We start from the raw sequence: 18,672 nt of genomic DNA on the forward strand, positions 1-18,672 counted from the left end.
TTTTATTTGCTCACTTTATCCCTTGGCTCTGGTGCCATAGAAAACATACTTGCTGTTAAATAGCTTGAAATACTTCTTGTAAGGCAGCTTCACTTCCAAGGTTCCCATGGCATAAGGACCAATGGCGTAATTGCCGAAATAAACCACAAAATCGTCCTCCGTCATACCGAACTGGAGAGAGTCATCCTCTAGCATCTGCTTAACAGCCTTTAATACTTCCTTTTTATCCGGCATACTGGACTTGTGCTCAATCTGGCTTTCTGTCTCCTCCACGATGATTTCTGCCAGACTATCAGTTGTCTTGAAAATATCATTGAGCTTCAATTCCTTGCCAGTTTTGGAATCAAATACATGAGCCTTGTAGTAGTATACAGGATGGGCACCGCCCAAATACACAAACTCTCCGCCTACACAGCTAAACACGGCAGAATCTGCCCGCAAGCCTTTGTAGCTTAGCTCATAGCTGTAAAGAGGGCCACTGTTTTCCTTGTACCATTCATGATTCTTGCTCTGCTCATACTGTTCGATAAGATCAGGTTCCCACTGATTCATTACATGCCGCATATAACTCCAGTTATTTGCTGACAGCTTTTCCAAGGACTCCTGCAGCTTGGGATAATTATCAGCAATGGACTGATCAAGCTTAACCTCATAAGTAGAGGCCTCCATCAAAACCCTGCCATCGTGATTAATCTGAGAACGCTGGATACTGGAGCTATAAGCAAGGGGATGGGTGAATGGAATACCACCCGGTGTACTCAAATTCCCCGTCTCCTCACAGGCCATAGCCACACCAGTATAGCTGTGATCGCTGGTGATTGGTGCCACCAACCCCAGAGCCAGCACTGCACTACCTGCCGCCAGCACCTTTTTCCACATAAAAATCCCTCCATTTCAAAAACAATGCCCGTTGACTACCCCATCAGAAAGTCCTCTCTGCCACCATAATATATGAAGTAAAGGGATTTTGCTACTTAAAATTTAATTAAAATTTATTTATTACATTTTTATATAATCTTAGTGGTCCAGCCCTCAATATTCCACACCGAATCCACCCAATCCTCATAGAAATCAGGCTCATGGGAAACCAGTAAAATGGTTCCCTTATATTCCTTAAGAGCCCGCTTCAGCTCTGCCTTGGCATCCACATCAAGATGATTAGTAGGCTCGTCCAGCGCCAGCAAATTTACAGGCTTCTGCATAATCTTGCACAGCCGCACTTTGGCTGCCTCGCCGCCGGAAAGCACCATCATCTTGGAGGTAATATGCTCATTGGTAAGACCACAGGCTGCCAGAGCCGCCCTCACCTCAAACTCCGTCATGCCAGGATATTCCTGCCAAATTTCCTCAATGGCGGTATTATCATTGCCCTTGGTGGATTCCTGCTCGAAATAACCAGGTGTAACGAATTCCCCCAGCTCAATATTGCCTGAAATTGGCTTAATCATGCCAAGAAGGGTCTTTAAGAGAGTAGTTTTACCAAGACCGTTTACACCACGAAGGGCCACCTTTTTTCCTCGCTCCAGCCGTAAATCCACTGGATTGGTAAGAGGTGTGTCATAGCCCAAAATCAGCCGCTTTGCCTCAATAACAAAACGGCTTGGGGTTCTGTCCATCTGGAACTTAAAGTGAGGCTTTGGCTTTTCAGTACGCTTTTCCAGCACCTCCATCTTATCCAGCTTTTTCTGACGGGAATTGGCCATACCACGGGTAGCAACTCTGGCCTTGTTTCTTTGAATAAAATCCTTTTCACGGGCAATTTCAGCCTGCTGACGCTCGTAGGCCGCATCCTCCTGACGACGCTTAATTGCATACATCTCCTGAAACTTCTCATAGCTTCCGGTGTAGCGGGTAAGAGTAGCATTTTCCACATGATAGATTACATTTGTAACCGCGTTTAGGAACGGCACATCATGGGAAACAAGAATAAAAGCATTTTCATAGCCCTGCAAATAAGTCTTAAGCCATTCAATATGCTCCACATCCAAATAGTTGGTAGGCTCGTCCAAGATAAGAATATCCGGACTCTGGAGCAACAGCTTGGTAAGAAGCACCTTGGTGCGCTGACCACCGGAAAGCTCATCCACCATACGGTCAAGGCCAATATCACGCAGGCCCAGTCCTCCAGCTACTTCCTCAATCTTGCTGTCAAGGGTATAGAAGCTATGGGCATCAAGGATTTCCTGAATCTCCCCTGCATCATTTAAGAGCTTCTCCATTTCCTCTGGGGAGGCCTCTCCCATTTTGTCATAGCAGGACTGCATCTCTGCCTCCAGCTTGTACATTTCATCAAAGGCTGTTTTTAAAACATCACGAATGGTCATGCCCGCCTTCAATACCGCATGCTGATCAAGATAGCCAGAGGTTACCCGCTTAGCCCATTCCACCTTACCCTCATCAGGAGTCATCTGCCCCGTAATAATTGACAGAAAGGTGGACTTGCCTTCGCCATTGGCACCAACCAAAGCAACATGCTCCCCCTTCAGCAGGCGAAAACTCACATCCTCAAATATAGTTCTTGCCCCAAAGCCATGGGACATTCTTTCCACATTAACGATACTCAAATTCTTGTCTCCTTAAATAGCAATTCTGCAAATATATCTTTTCCAAAAGAAAACTCAGGCTCTATCATACCAAAAAATCATCTTTTTAGCCACTTTAACCATGTATTCACCGGATGATTTTCAAAGAACATGAAAATTATAGGAATAATCAGCAGAGTGAAAATGGTGGAAGACAGCAGTCCCCCAATGATAACCCAGGCCATACTTACTTTGGTCTCCGCCCCTTCTGACATAGCAAGGGCTGTAGGCATCATGCCCACCACCATGGTAATTGTGGTCATCATAATAGGCTTTAAACGGACCTTCCCCGCCTCCACAATGGCATCATAGGCACTGTAGCCCCGACTTTGCAGTGTCATGGTGTAATCCAATAAAAGGGTACCATTTTTTGCCACCACGCCGTCCATAACCAATATACCTATCATGGAATAAAGATTCAGGGTGTTGTTGGTCACCAGCAAAAAGAGGATGGCACCAATTATTCCTAAGGGCAGGGAAAACATTCTGATAAAAGGCGTAATAAGTGATTCATAAAGCACAGCCAGCAGCATGTAAATAAGAACCATGGCCATAATAAGAGCCATAAAAAGCTGCTGGAAGGAATCATCCATTTTATCGGACTGTCCGGTAAATCTATAGGATACGCCCTCACCTAAGTCCACGTCCTTCAAGGCCTTTCTCACGTCCTGAAGCACATCATTTAACGGGCGTGCTCCTGCATTTGCAAAAATAGTAATGGAACGCTGCTTATTTACACGGCGTATTCTCACCGGGCCTGTGGCATACTTCATATCAGATACATCACCAATAAACATGGTTTGCCCGTTCACATCAATTGGAATGGATGCCACATCCGAGGCCTTGAAGCCATCGGCTCCCTTAAAGCGCACGTTAATGTCCGTATCCTGATTATTGTTAAGGGGGTCATTGCTGATATTTCCCGCCTTTTTACCGGAAATAGCTGAGGAAATAGCTTCATCCACATCACCCACAGAAACTCCCATTGCCCGGATTTTATCCCGGTCCATGGTAAGCCGCAGCTCAGGAGCCCCCTCCACATAGGAGGAGGCCACATCCGTAATGCCCTGAACCTTGGTATTCAGCACATCCTTTACCTTATTGGCGGCCGCCACAAGCTTTTCATTATCCATACTGCGAAGCTCAATACGCACCGCACCGCCGCCCCTAAGTCCGCCGCCGGATACACCGGCCACGGAGGTCTGGGTCTCAGCCACACGGATAGTAGCATCATCAATGCCCATGCTGAAGGCGCGCATTTCATCTGCGACCTCCCAAACACTGCGACTGCGCTCTCCCCGGTCCTTCAGCTCCACCCTAATACGGCCCTCATTGGAGCTGCTGCCTCCGGCATTGCCCAGATAATGCTTCACCTCGGGAATGGTATCCAGCTTTTCCTCTATACGGGTAATAACCTTGTGGGTCTCATCTGCAGTATAACTAACAGGCATTTCCACAAACATCTGGAAGCTGCCCTCATCAGTTCGGGGCATATATTCTGCCCCCACAGCCCCCAAAGGAATCAGGGCCACAGAACCAATAAACAGGGCCAACGCCCCTAAAAGCAGCTTTTTCTGATTGGCAAAGCTCTTTTTCAACAGCTCCTCATATTTGGTAACAGCCCTTTCCTCCAGCCTGTCCATAAAATCCCACAGCTTTTTCCTGGAAGGATGATAGCCCTTACGATAAAACTTTGAAGCCAGCATTGGCGTAAGGGTAAAGGACACAAAGAGGGAGAACATGCCTGCAAATACAATGGTAAGACCGAACTGACGGAAAAACTGCCCCGTCATGCCGGACATAAAGGCAATAGGCAAAAAGGTCACCGCATCGCATAGGGTGATGGCCACTGCTGCCATACCGATTTCCATTCGTCCATTTTCCGCCGCCTCGTCAGGGGACTCCCCCATTTTCAGATGGCGGATAATATTTTCCAGTACCACCACGGAATCATCCACCAAAATACCGATACATAAGGTCATACCCATAAGGGACATCATGTTAAAGGTAAATCCCGCAGAATACATTACAAAAAAGGTAGCTATCAAGGAGGTTGGAATAGCCACCATAACCGCCGCCATGGAACGCCAGCCCCGTAAAAACAAGAACAGCACCAAGCCAGTGGTAATTAGGCCCTCAATAAGGGTGCCCAAGGTATTGTTTAGGGAATTTCGCACATAATCTGCATCGTTACTGGTAATGGTAAACTGATAATCGGGATTTTCCCGACGAATATTTTCCAGCTTTCTTTCGATGTTATCTGCTGTTTCCACCACATTGGCATCGCTGTTTTTGTAGATAAGCATCATTACCGAGGATTCGCCGTTAAATTCTCCATAGCGGTTCACCCTGGCATTCTGATGGCGCACTGAGGCCACTGAGGTAAGAGGAATCTGGGCCTTGCTGGAATTCTGCACAAATATCTTTTCAATATCCGAGGCCTTCTCATATTGAGCCACAGCCCTTACATCGGACTTATACTTATCCGTGTAAATGGTACCTGATGGCAGCAGCTTGTTTTCCTTCTTGATGGCCGTCACAATATCATTGAGGTTCAGCTTGTAGGCCGCCATCTTGTCCTTATCCACCTCCACGGCCACTTCCTTATCCAGGCCGCCAAAAACCTCTATTTCAGATACGCCACCTGCCTGCTGCAGTTCATCGGCAAATACCTTGTCCACCTTGGAATACATGTCCGACATGGAATGCTCAGAGGTAACTGCCACCTCCACAATAGGCTCGTCGTTGTCGTCACGCTTTATAACCACCGGCTCATCTGCTTCGTCCGGCAAATTATACCTTATGGCCTCCACCTTCTTGGTGGCATCAATGGCCGCGCTGTCCGCATCCGCATCAAATTCCAGCTCCACAGTTACCCTTGCCCGCTCATACTGGGCAGTTGACTGGATATTCTTCACATTTGAAAGGGAAGACAGAGCCTCCTCCACAGGCTTAACCACCTGCTGCTCAACGGACTCGGCACTGGCCCCAGGGTATTTCACCATTACAGTAATATAAGGTGTATTTACCGCCGGCAGAAGCTCCACCCCGATACGGATAAAGCTAAACAAGCCCAACACAACAAAGAGACATACAATCATAGATATGCCCACAGGACGCTTAATGGAAAATCTTGTAATATTCATCAATTTCCATCACCTGCTTCATCCGGTGATTCCAAGGTCACCCTGCCCCCGTTCTTGAGACGATCAATAGAGGAAACAGCCACTATCTCCCCTTCATTAATTCCAGTAAGGATTTCCACCTCATCGTCGTTTATAAGGCCAATGGTAATTTCCCGCTCCTCCACTGTCTCCGTATCCGGATTATACACAAATACCGTGGTTTTGCCGTTCTTGGATAAGAGAGCATCCTTTGGGGCAAATAGGGTATCCCGGCGCTGCAAAATATCCAGAGAGGTTCTGGCAAATAAGCCCGCCTTAATATTTCCCTTAGCCACATCAAGGGAAATACGAACTGAATAGGACTTTGACTCATCGCTCATGGCAGGACTTACATATACAACCTTGCCATTATATGTGGCACCCATGGCATCAATGGTGACGTTCACAGGCATTCCCGTAGTAAGGAGAGCCGCATCATTTTCCGACAGGGTACAGTCCACATAAAGATGACTGTTATCTACCAATGTAAGCACCTTGCTTCCAGCAGTAAGGTAGCTGCCCACCTCTACATTTCGATACCCAATAACACCGCTTCTGGGAGCTCTTATGAACATATCCTCCCGCTGCTTTCTCAGGGCATCCACGTTGTAGGCGTTCTTACGGGCGTTATACAGCTTGGAGCGGACACTGGCAGGGGAGCTGCCGTTGTTCTGATCCATAAGGGCATCGTATTCCGCCTTGGAGGTTACATAGGTATTCTTAGCAGTTTCCAGTCGTTCCAAAGATATGGCACCTATAGTGTAAAGGTATTGCTGTCGTTCATAACGACTTTTTTCTATTTCGTAGGCCGCACCGGCTCTGGCCAGATTGGCATTATAGGAGGCCTCCTCTGTTTCGGTATCAGCCAGGGCAGCCTCTGTGGCCGCCTCCCCCTGCATAATGGCAATATCCAGATCCCCTGTGTCCTGCACCAGAAGAACATCCCCCTCTGACACCTGGTCACCCAGCTGAACATTCACAGACTTCACATGCCCGTTGTATTTTGGAGCCAACACAATGGTGGCGTCAGCCGTGGTATGACCGGACAGCACAATATGACGCTTCATGTCGGCCCGCTTCACCTGATAGGTGGAAATTTTAGGCAGGGCCAGCTCAGGCTTTTTATTGTTATTTCTGCCCTTCACAAACAAAAAATATCCCAATATTAAAACCAGCAGCAAACACACAGCCCCTGCCACCCGAAACTTTTTATCCTTCTTTAATTTTGACCAATCGTGGCGCATTACTTACCTCCACACCAACAATATATTTAAATTTTTAATTTTTCAGAGAAATTTTAGTATATCTGCGTTATAATTAACTTATACAATACATTTTAGTCTACAAATGTTTTTTTGACTATTATTTTATTTTTGAAAGGTGGTTTTTATTAATGTTTTCAGTTGAATTTAAGCCAGGCATTTATTGGGTTGGCTCCATGGACTATTCCATGCGCAGCTTCCACGGCTACAGCACAGACCGTGGTTCTACCTATAACGCCTATCTCATTATTGACGACAAGATTACCCTTATTGATACCGTAAAGGCACCATTCTGCATGGAAATGTTTGGCCGCCTCAGAACTATTATTGACCCGGCCAAGATTGATTATATCGTGTCAAATCATGTTGAACCAGACCATTCCGGTGGTATTCCATTTATGATGCAGCATTGCCCTAATGCCAAGATTGTTACCAGCGACCCAAATGGTCTGAAGGGACTGACTGGCCGCTATGGTGAGCGTGATTATATTGCTGTAAAGGCCGGTGATACCCTGTCCCTGGGCAAGCGTACCCTCACCTTCGTACCAACACCAATGCTCCACTGGCCAGATAGTATGGTTACCTACTGCCCTGAGGAGGAGCTTTTATTCGCTAATGACGCCTTTGGTCAGCACCTGGCCACCACTGCTCGCTTTGAGGATGAAACCGACTTACATGAGGTTATGCATCAGGCCAAGAAATATTATGCCAACATTCTCATGCCATTTGGCATGCAGGCCACCAAGGCCATTTCCGCACTTGAAGGCCTCAAAATCAGCATGATTGCCACTGGTCATGGTGTTTCCTGGAGAAAGCATATTCCTGAAATCATTCAGGCCTACAAGGACTGGAGCACCTTCAAAAAAACTGACAAGGCTGTTGTGGTCTTTGATACCATGTGGCACACCACGGAAATCATGGCGAAAAATGTGGCTGATGCCTTTAACAAGGCCGGCATAGAGCCAAAGCTCTTTGACCTCCGCTGTGATCATATTTCTGATGTTATGACGGAGCTTCTGGATGCGAAATACATCGCTGTAGGCTCCCCTACCATCAACAACCAGATGATGCCATCAGTAGCCGCCTTCTTCTGCTACATGAAGGGCCTGGCGCCAAAGGGGCTTAAGGGCTTTGCCTTTGGCTCCTACGGCTGGGGTGGCCAGAGCATTCCACAGGTAGAAGAAGCATTGAAGGACTGCAAGGTTGAGATTGTCCTTGACCAGCAGAAGATTCAAAACACTCCTAATCCAGCCTTCCTGAAGGGCCTGCAGGAAAATGTTGTTAATCTGGTAAAGGGATAATTTTAGTCAATAAAAAAAGGAGTTGTGAGTGAACCCCGCAGGGTTCCAACTCACAACTCCTTATTTTATTGCTTTATTTTACTTATTCAGCAGCTGCTTCTGCTTCAGCTTCTGCCTCTACAGTCTGCTCCGGTTCATTTTCATAAACCACCTTGATGTTACGATAGCAGCTCATACCAGTACCAGCCGGAATCAGCTTACCAATGATAACATTTTCCTTCAGGCCAAGAAGTGGATCAACCTTCCCCTTGATAGCAGCATCAGTCAGGACACGAGTAGTCTCCTGGAAGGATGCGGCTGACAAGAAGGAATCAGTTGCCAGTGCAGCCTTGGTGATACCAAGGAGAATTGGCTTGGCAACAGCTGGCTCCTTACCCTCGGCAATAGCCTTGGTATTGGCAGCCTCAAAGCTGTTGATGTCAACATATTCACCTGGCAGGAAGTCAGTGCCGCCATAAGCTTCGATACGAACCTTGTGGAGCATCTGACGAACCATAACCTCAATATGCTTATCGTTGATACCAACACCCTGCTGCTTATAAACCTTCTGTACCTCGTATACGAGGTATTTCTGGGTTTCCTTCAGGCCGCAGACGCGGAGAATATCATGTGGGTTAATGGAACCCTCAGTGAGCTTGTCACCAGGCATGATATGCTCGCCATCACGAGTCGCGAGACGGGAGTTAAATGGCAGAACGTATTCCTTTGCCTTCTCCTTGCCTTCTTTAGGAGTGATGGTAACGGTGAAGATTTTATCCTTCTCGGTAACGGCAACGTCACCCTCGATTTCAGCGATGATGGCATTGTGCTTAGGCTTACGTGCCTCGAACAATTCCTCGACACGTGGCAGACCCTGGGTAATATCGTCGCCGCCTGCGACACCACCGGAGTGGAATGTACGCATTGTCAGCTGTGTACCAGGCTCACCGATGGACTGAGCTGCAATAATACCAACAGCCTCACCCACATTAACCTTGGTTGCATTAGCCAAATCACGACCATAGCACTTGATGCAGACACCATACTGAGACTTACAGGTCAGTACGCTGCGGATGGATACCTTGTTGCGAACCTTAACGATTTCATCAGCAAGCTTCTCATCAATATCGTCATTAAGGGAAGCAATCTTTTCGCCAGTCTCAGGATTAATAATATCCTCAGCCAGCACACGGCCAACGATACGATCCTTGAGAGGCTCAATAACGCCGCTACCCTCAACAATAGCTTCAACCTCAATACCACGGATGTTATTGTTGCGAACCTTAACCTCCTTGGCATCGCTGGAAAGAACAGCCTCAATGTACTCCTCAGTGAGAGGTACACCAGCAGGAACGATTTCAACGCCTTGGCTGTCAACGACAGCTGCAGTAGTATCCTTGCCCATCATCTCTGCTACCATTGCGGACTTAATGGACTTTCTGATGTTCTCATCAGGAGCACCAAGCTTAATGGTATCAGTAGCTGCGGCATTGGTAATAGCAGCATCGCTATTGGAGGAAGAACCGCGGAGGGTAATCTCAGCCACACCAGCTTCGCCGATGGTCTTGAGAATTTCCTCGTCAAGGGTTACACCCTTTTCAACGATAACCTCTGCAGTCTCTGGGCTGAGAACATCAGCAGCCAGAATACGGCCCTCAAGAGTTTCCTTCAGCTGCTCAACTGCGGCAGCAGCAGACTCTGCCAGCTTAGCACGCTCGCGAATCAGATTAATACCTACAACATCGCAGTCTTCCTCACGAACGATAACGTCCTGAGCAACATCAACCAGACGACGGGTAAGATAACCGGAGTCAGCGGTTCTAAGTGCAGTATCCGCCAAGCCCTTTCTGGCACCATGGGAAGAAATGAAGTAATCGGATACGGACAGGCCCTCACGGAAGTTAGCGGTAATTGGAATTTCGATGGTCTTACCGGATGGATCCGCCATCAGACCACGCATACCAGCCAGCTGACGCATCTGGGACTTGTTACCACGGGCACCGGAGTCAGCCATCATGTAAATTGGGTTAAATGGCTCGTTATCTGCATAGTTGTCATACATTGCATCAGCAACCAGATTAGTGGCATCATCCCAAACCTTGCAGACCTTCTTATAACGCTCCTCATCACTGATGAGACCACGCTCAAACTGGCGCTGGGTCTTCTTAACCTTAGCCTCTGCCTCATCCAACAGGGCCTGCTTCTTCTCTGGAACCTTGATATCAGAGATAGCAACGGTCATACCTGCGATACAAGCATAGTGATAACCCAAATTCTTAACATTATCAATAACAACAGCTGTTTCGCTGGCACCAAGCGTCTTGAAGCAGATATCAACCAGCTTGCCCAGCTGTTTCTTGTTCATGAGCATACCAAGAGACCATTCACCGGTCTTCTTGTCCTGGCTGAACTGACGAACAGCCTTTGGCAGTGTCTCATTGAAAATCATACGGCCCAGAGAAGTACGAACCAGACCATAATCCTTAACTACATTGCCATCCTCATCAACATCCTTCATGCGGACCTTAATCTCAGCCTGAATATCCAGCTCCTGATGCTGATAAGCAAGCAGTGCCTCGTTGATACCAGTGAAGATTTTGCCCTCGCCTACGATAGGTCTGCCCTGGCTGGAATTTCTTACAGCAGTCAGATAGTAGGAACCAAGAACCATATCCTGGGAAGGAACGATGATAGGGCCACCATCCTTAGGAGCAAGGATGTGGTTAGCTGCCAGCATCAGCACGCGGGCCTCAGCCTGTGCCTCAGCAGACAGTGGAAGATGGATAGCCATCTGGTCACCATCGAAGTCGGCGTTGTATGCAGTACATGCCAATGGATGGAGCTTCAATGCACGCCCCTCAGTAAGAACTGGCTCGAAGGCCTGAATACCAAGACGATGCAGTGTAGGTGCACGGTTCAGAAGAACTGGATGCTCCTTGATTACGCCTTCCAGCACATCCCAAACCTCATCCTTGGCACGCTCTACCATGCGCTTTGCGGACTTGATGTTATGGGCAATACCATCGGAAACCAGACGCTTCATAACGAATGGCTTAAAGAGCTCCAGAGCCATTTCCTTAGGAAGACCGCACTGATGGAGCTTCAGCTCAGGACCTACTACGATAACGGAACGACCAGAGTAGTCTACGCGCTTACCAAGGAGGTTCTGACGGAAACGACCCTGCTTACCCTTGAGCATATCGGACAAGGACTTCAGAGGGCGGTTACCAGGACCGGTAACTGGACGACCACGACGACCATTATCAATAAGGGCGTCAACAGCCTCCTGAAGCATACGCTTCTCGTTACGAACAATAATATCTGGTGCATGAAGCTCCAAAAGGCGCTTCAAGCGGTTATTTCTGTTAATTACACGACGATACAGGTCATTGAGGTCGGAGGTAGCAAAACGACCGCCATCCAGCTGTACCATTGGACGCAGCTCTGGTGGAATAACTGGAACCACATCCATAATCATCCAAGAAGGCTTGTTGCCGGACTTACGGAATGCCTCAACAACCTCCAGACGACGAATTGCCTTGAGGCGACGCTGCTGGCTGGTTACAGTCTTCAGCTCATTGGTCAGCTCCTGATGCAAAAGATCAAGACGGCTGATAATGCCCTCCTCTGGCTTCTGTTGATCCTCAGGGAGATCTGCCTCCATTTCAACCAACAGTTCCTTGATGGCCTCAGCACCCATACCTACCTTGAAAGCGGCAGAGGAATACTTGCTGCGGTATTCGCTGTACTCCTTCTCGCTGAGAAGCTGCTTCTTGCTCAGCTCAGTAGTGCCTGGGTCAATTACAATATAAGAGGCAAAGTATAAAACCTTTTCCAGGGCTCTTGGAGCAATATCCAAAACAAGGCCCAGACGGCTTGGAATTCCCTTAAAGTACCAGATGTGAGATACAGGGGCAGCCAGTTCAATGTGACCCATTCTCTCACGGCGAACCTTGGCACGGGTTACTTCAACACCGCAACGCTCACAGATAGTACCCTTATGGCGAATTCTCTTATACTTACCGCAATGACATTCCCAATCGCGGGTTGGTCCAAAGATACGCTCACAGAACAGGCCGGAGGTCTCTGGCTTTAAAGTACGATAGTTAATAGTTTCTGGCTTGGTAACCTCACCGTAAGACCACTCTCTGATCTTATCAGGAGACGCCAGACCTATACGCATTGAATCAAAGTTATTTACATCCAACAAGGGCGTGTCACTCCCTTCCATTATTCATTGTCAAAATTATCGGCATTAACGTCAACGATTAAGTCAGTATCAGAATAGTCATCCGCTGCTTCAGCATCATCCTCCGTATACTCATCGGAAGGTGCTGCCACATTGCCGGAATCATCTACACCATTTACATCAACATCCAGCTCGTTGGCTGCATCTCTGATGTCTTCCTCATCGTCCTGAACCATAATCTCGTTGGCATTCTCATCCTGAACCTTAATATCCAGACCGATACTCTGGAGCTCCTTGATGAGAACCTTGAAGGACTCTGGTACGCCTGGCTCAGGGATATTCTCACCCTTAACAATGGACTCATAGGTCTTAACACGACCCACAACATCATCGGACTTAACAGTCAGAATCTCCTGCAGGGTGTAAGCAGCACCATAAGCCTCCAGGGCCCAAACCTCCATCTCACCGAAACGCTGACCACCGAACTGTGCCTTACCACCCAGAGGCTGCTGGGTAACTAAGGAGTAAGGACCAACGGAACGGGCATGAATCTTATCATCAACCAGATGATGCAGCTTCAGCATGTATACGCAACCAACGGTAACCTTGTTCTTGAAAGGCTCACCAGTACGGCCATCGTAGAGAACAGTCTTTGCATCCTCATCCATGCCGGAAGCACGAATAGTATCGAATACATCCTTCTCACGGGCACCATCAAATACTGGGGTTGCAATATGAACGCCAGCCTTGTCAGACTTAGGCATGCCATACTTATCAAAATCATAACCAATAGCACGGAGACGCTTCTCAACTGTAGGGTCACCGTTCTTAATCTGAGTACCGATATTTCTAACAGCCATACCCAGATGAGTCTCCAGGATCTGACCAATGTTCATACGGGAAGGTACGCCCAATGGGTTCAGAACTACATCTACTGGAGTACCGTCTGGAAGGAATGGCATATCCTCCTCGCGCATGATACGGGAAACTACACCCTTGTTACCATGACGACCGGACATCTTATCACCCACAGAAATCTTACGCTTCTGGGCGATGTAAACGCGAACCATATTGTTTACGCCAGGGTTCAGCTCGTCGTTGTTCTCACGGCTGTATACCTTAACATCAACAATCTTACCAGCTTCACCATGAGGAACTCTCAAGGAAGTATCACGAACCTCACGGGCCTTCTCACCGAAGATAGCTCTCAACAAACGCTCCTCAGCGGACAGCTCGGTCTCTCCCTTTGGAGTTACCTTACCAACCAGAATGTCGCCGGTTCTAACCTCAGCACCGATACGGATAATACCGTTTTCGTCCAGATCCTTCAGATTTTCCTCGGAAACATTTGGAATGTCGCGGGTAATTTCCTCTGGTCCCAGCTTGGTATCACGGGCCTCGCAATCGTATTCCTCAATATGAATGGAGGTATAAATATCTCTCTTAACGAGGTTTTCACTAAGAAGAATAGCATCCTCGTAGTTGTAACCTTCCCAAGGCATGTATGCAACGATAATGTTGTAGCCCAATGCCAGCTCACCGTGGTCAGTAGCAGGACCATCAGCGATAGGCTGCTTGGCCTCAACTACATCCCCCTTAAATACGATAGGGAGCTGGTTAATGCAGGTGCCCTGGTTGGAACGCATAAACTTCTGAAGCTTGTACTCATCCAAGTCACCATCTTCAGTGCGAATAACAATCTTGTCGGCACTTACAGAATCAACCACACCGGCACGCTTAGCAAGAATCATAACGCCGGAGTCACATGCTGCCTTATACTCCATACCAGTACCAACCAGTGGAGCCTGGGTACGGAGAAGAGGAACTGCCTGACGCTGCATGTTGGCACCCATCAGTGCGCGGTTAGCATCATCGTTTTCCAGGAATGGAATCATGGCAGTTGCAATGGAAACCACCTGCTTAGGTGATACGTCCATGTAGTCAACCTTTTCACGACGAACCTCAGTGGTCTCCTCGTGAACACGGGCTACTACACGCTCATTTACGAACCAATCATTTTCATCCAATGGTTCGTTGGCCTGAGCAATAACCAAAGTATCCTCAGCGTCAGCAGTGATGTACTTAACATCATTGGTAACGCGCTTGTTTTCCTTGTCAATACGGCGATATGGGGTCTCCATAAAGCCATACTTGTTGATACGGGCGTAGTTGGACAGAGAACCAATCAGACCGATGTTAGGACCTTCTGGGGTCTCAATAGGACACATACGACCGTAATGGGAGTTATGTACGTCTCGAACCTCAAAACCGGCACGCTCTCTGGACAAACCACCAGGGCCAAGGGCAGACAGACGACGCTTGTGAGTAAGCTCTGCCAATGGGTTGTGCTGATCCATGAACTGAGACAGCTGGGAGGAACCGAAGAATTCCTTAATTGCTGCCACAACTGGGCGAATATTAATGAGGTTCTGTACTGCAGAAATGTCCTCCTGAGTAGACATACGCTCACGAACTACGCGCTCCATACGGGTAAGACCGATACGGAACTGATTCTGCAGCAATTCACCTACAGAACGAACACGGCGGTTGCCCAAATGGTCGATATCATCAGTACGGCCTACGCCATGCATCAGATTCAGCAGATAGCTGATGGATGCAATAATATCGTTTACAGCAATGGTACGCTTTTTATCAATGAGAGTTGGGGAGCAAATCATATCCAGCAGGTCACCCTCATCATTCAGCTTAACCTGAACGATAATAGCCTTGCCTTCGCCAAAAATACCCTTCTCCTGCTCATCGGAAATCTCATCAATCAAATCCTGGGTAATCAGCTCATTAGCTGGTACTACGACCTCACCAGTCTCCTGATTTACCAATGGCTCAGCCAGAACCTGGCCTACCAGACGATGCTTCCAGCCCAATTTCTTGGTAATCTTATGACGGCCAACAGTAGCCAAATCATAACGCTTCTTATCAAAAAACAAGCTGCGGAGCATAGAGCGGGCATTATCTACGTTAAATGGCTCACCCTGACGAAGTCTCTTATAAATCTCATCTAAAGCTACTTCTTCAATGGTTCTGCCATCCATGCCCTCAGTAGCATCACGCTCAAGGGTTGCAACGATTGCAGGGTCATTGTTGAAGAGTGCCAAAATTTCATCCTTGGTTCCGAAAGACAAATCAGAGGTCAGCACCTCGATGTGATCCTCGTTACGGCCTGTTTCAGCGGCACTTGCAGTGCCATCGGCAATCTGCTGGTTTCTTGCGATTTCAGCCTTGTTAATGAAATCAAGAGCTCGCAGGAAAACAGTTACAGGCAGCTTACGGGTTCTATCAATACGAACAGAAATAACATCGTTGGTATCAGTTTCAAGCTCAATCCAAGCGCCACGGTTAGGGATAACTGTAGCATTGAACAGGGACTTACCAGAGGAATCCACGGTGACACCATAGTAAGCACCTGGGGAACGTACCAGCTGGCTTACGATAACACGCTCTGCACCGTTGATAACAAATGTACCGGAGTCAGTCATCAGAGGGAAGTCACCCATGAAGATTTCGCTGTCATGGAACTCACCATTTTCCTTGTTAATACGACGAACTTTTACACGAAGAGGTGCAGAATAGGTTGCATCTCTTTCCTTGCTCTCCTCCAAGCCGTATTTTGGCTCGCCCAGAGAGTAATCCAACAGTCTTAATTCAATCTTGTTCTGGAAATCGGTAATAGGGGAAATATCCTCGAAGATTTCCATAAGGCCAGCGCCCTTGGTACCCTTTTCTACATCGCCAATAAACCATTCATAGGACTTTCTCTGAATGTCAAGAAGGTGTGGCATCTCCATAACTTCTTTAATCTTGGCATAGCTATACCTGGTTCGTTTGCCTACCGGCACAGGATGAAACATTAAGAACTTCACTCCTTAGCTAAAAATAACAAAAATGACAAAAAATCCGCACACGAAAAATAAACAGATTCACAACACCTCTTCATGGGCTAAAACCACACGACGCATTGCCAAATGTCCGAAAACACCTGATGAATCCATTTAATACCCCTTGCACGAACTTATTTACTATTTTCTTTGTGACTAAAGCCACTACTACAGTTTTTAACCTGTAGCAATTTATTATACCTATATACATAGCTTATGTCAAGAAAAAATATGTCATATATACAAAAAAGCTGTGAAAAATGATTGCTCATTTTCCACAGCCTAATGTTTATAACGCCATTGTTCAAATTTTTCTTCTTTAGAAGAAAAATCTTCCTATTAGCGTTTCAACGAGCTGGGAGATATTCTCACCATCTGTTGTAGTTTGTTTTCCCCCACCTAAAGAGGAAAGGGACATCTTAAAGCTCGTTATAGCTTAGAAACTATAAGGCAGAAATTACTTCAGCTCTACAGTTGCACCAGCAGCCTCGAGGGAACCCTTGAGAGCCTCAGCGTCAGCCTTGGACAGACCTTCCTTAACAGCAGCAGGAGCACCGTCAACCAGAGCCTTTGCTTCCTTCAGGCCGAGACCAGTAGCCTCACGAACAGCCTTGATTACGTTGATCTTGCCAGCGCCAGCATCCTTCAGGATTACGTCAAACTCGGACTTCTCACCAGCAGCGCCACCCTCAGCAGGAGCAGCAGCAGCTACAGCTACAGGAGCAGCAGCGGATACGCCGAACTTCTCCTCAGCAGCCTTTACGAGCTCGGAAAGCTCAAGAACAGTCAAGTTACCAATTGCCTCTAAAATTTCTTCGTTAGTCATTTTTATTTCCTCCAATTTTTAACATTAATTTCTTTTTAAATATTTTAAGCAGCGGTCAGATTAAGCGGATGCCTGCTCTTCCTTCTGCTTGCGAATAGCGTCAAGCACATTGACGATGCTGCGAACCATGTTGCCCATGATACCAACAGTGTTGGAAACTGGAGCCTGCATGCTGCCCAGCAGCTTGCCGATGAGGATCTCTCTGGAAGGCAGAGAAGCGATAGCCTTAACTTCGTCAGCACTTACTACCTTACCCTCAACGACACCACCCTTGACTACGAGCTTTTCCTCTTCAGCCAGGTTGTTCTTCTTAATGAACTCGCTGATAACCTTTGCAGGAGCAACTGCATCGTCAGCAGAATATGCCATAGCAGTAGTACCCTCGAGGAATGAAATCATATCATCGAGACCTGCCTCCTTGGCAGCAATACGAGTCATTGTGTTTTTGATTACATGGTAGGTAACACCAGCCTTACGGAGTTCTACACGCAGTGCAGTATCCTGAGCAACAGTCAGTCCCTTGTAAGAAGTGATGACAGCACCCTTGGAGCTAGTGAGAATTTCTTTTAAGTTAGCAACAATTGCCTTCTTCTGTTCTGTAACAGCCATGAATACACCTCCTTTTTTATAATATAAAGAGCAAAAACGGCCTCCGGCTGATTTACCGGAAGCCGCATATTCATGCGTAAGCATCCGGCCTCGGCAGGCGTCTCCTTTAAATGAAGCCGAAGCTCCATACCTGCTGTCTACAGCCATAGACTATTTTATTATACAGCCCACAAAAAATCAAGCATGTACTACTGGAACACCCGGGCCCATAGTGGAGCTAATGGTGACAGAGCGGATATACTGACCCTTTGCAGCAGCCGGTTTTACTCTAATTAATGTATCCATCAAAGCATTGAGGTTCTCTACGAGCTTGTTAGCATCGAAGGAAGCCTTGCCGATAGGGCAATGAACATTACCAGCCTTATCAGTACGGTATTCAACCTTACCAGCCTTGATTTCGCTGATTGCCTTGCCAAGATCCATAGTTACAGTACCGAGTTTAGGGTTTGGCATCAAGCCTCTAGGACCGAGGATTTTACCAAGACGACCAACAGTACCCATCATATCTGGAGTAGCTACAGCGACATCAAAGTCAGTCCAGCCACCCTGGATCTTAGTTACGATTTCGTCGGAGCCAACAAAGTCTGCACCTGCAGCCTCTGCCTCTTCAACCTTTGCGCCCTTAGCAAATACTAATACGCGCTTGGACTTACCAGTACCATGTGGCAGCACGATTGCGCCACGAACCTGCTGATCTGCATACTTAGGATCAACGCCTAAGCGTACATGAAGCTCAATAGTCTCGTCGAACTTTGCAGTTGCAGTCTTCTTTACGAGATCAACAGCTTCCTCAACAGTGTAAACTTTACCAGTCTCAAGAAGCTTTACAGCATCCTGATACTTCTTACCTGCTTTTGCCATTTT

10 protein-coding genes and 1 other annotated feature are annotated in these 18,672 nt (G+C 47.3%); of the genes, 1 reads left to right on the forward strand and 9 read right to left on the reverse strand.

All coding sequences use genetic code 11. The features are described 5' to 3' along the window. Positions 1-15 precede the first annotated feature (15 nt). The 4 genes from B6K08_RS07170 to B6K08_RS07185 all read right to left on the reverse strand — a co-directional run bounded on the left by B6K08_RS07170 (position 16) and on the right by B6K08_RS07185 (position 6,990). On the reverse strand, positions 16-879 hold the full coding sequence (locus tag B6K08_RS07170) for an RsiV family protein (RefSeq protein ID WP_080325820.1): 864 nt from the start codon (positions 877-879) through the stop codon (positions 16-18). Between the two features lie 128 nt (positions 880-1,007). After that, complete coding sequence (locus tag B6K08_RS07175; protein ID WP_080325821.1) at positions 1,008-2,564, reverse strand: ABC-F family ATP-binding cassette domain-containing protein; 1,557 nt, start codon at positions 2,562-2,564, stop codon at positions 1,008-1,010. 77 nt (positions 2,565-2,641) lie between these two features. Then, a complete protein-coding gene (locus B6K08_RS07180) occupies positions 2,642-5,728 on the reverse strand; it encodes an efflux RND transporter permease subunit (protein WP_080325822.1) in 3,087 nt (1,028 codons plus the stop codon). Further along, complete coding sequence (locus B6K08_RS07185) at positions 5,728-6,990, reverse strand: efflux RND transporter periplasmic adaptor subunit (protein WP_080325823.1); 1,263 nt, start codon at positions 6,988-6,990, stop codon at positions 5,728-5,730. Before B6K08_RS07185 ends, B6K08_RS07180 begins: the two co-directional genes overlap by 1 nt. A 149-nt stretch (positions 6,991-7,139) precedes the next feature. Between B6K08_RS07185 and B6K08_RS07190 the strand changes: the two genes are divergently transcribed. Continuing rightward, entirely contained in the window at positions 7,140-8,309 is a 1,170-nt protein-coding gene (locus tag B6K08_RS07190) for an FprA family A-type flavoprotein (RefSeq protein WP_080325824.1), read from the forward strand. A gap of 82 nt (positions 8,310-8,391) precedes the next feature. On the opposite strand, the gene rpoC is transcribed toward B6K08_RS07190, so the two are convergent. The 5 genes from rpoC to rplA form a co-directional block, all read right to left on the reverse strand. After that, positions 8,392-12,498, reverse strand: a complete 4,107-nt coding sequence (rpoC, locus tag B6K08_RS07195) for a DNA-directed RNA polymerase subunit beta' (protein ID WP_080325825.1) — start codon at positions 12,496-12,498, stop codon at positions 8,392-8,394. Positions 12,499-12,518: 20 nt separating this feature from the next. Beyond that, positions 12,519-16,346, reverse strand: coding sequence for a DNA-directed RNA polymerase subunit beta (gene rpoB / locus B6K08_RS07200; protein ID WP_080325826.1), 3,828 nt, complete (start codon positions 16,344-16,346; stop codon positions 12,519-12,521). 484 nt (positions 16,347-16,830) lie between these two features. Continuing rightward, entirely contained in the window at positions 16,831-17,199 is a 369-nt protein-coding gene (rplL, locus tag B6K08_RS07205) for a 50S ribosomal protein L7/L12 (protein WP_027398044.1), read from the reverse strand. A gap of 60 nt (positions 17,200-17,259) precedes the next feature. Next, a complete protein-coding gene (rplJ, locus tag B6K08_RS07210) occupies positions 17,260-17,808 on the reverse strand; it encodes a 50S ribosomal protein L10 (protein ID WP_039211670.1) in 549 nt (182 codons plus the stop codon). A 22-nt stretch (positions 17,809-17,830) separates the two neighbouring features. After that, positions 17,831-17,969: a sequence feature (ribosomal protein L10 leader region), on the reverse strand. Between the two features lie 16 nt (positions 17,970-17,985). After that, a complete protein-coding gene (rplA, locus tag B6K08_RS07215; RefSeq protein ID WP_027398042.1) occupies positions 17,986-18,669 on the reverse strand; it encodes a 50S ribosomal protein L1 in 684 nt (227 codons plus the stop codon). Between the last annotated feature and the right edge of the window lie 3 nt (positions 18,670-18,672).

The sequence above is a fragment of the Anaerovibrio lipolyticus DSM 3074 genome (genome assembly GCF_900141865.1).
Lineage (GTDB): Bacteria > Bacillota > Negativicutes > Selenomonadales > Selenomonadaceae > Anaerovibrio > Anaerovibrio lipolyticus.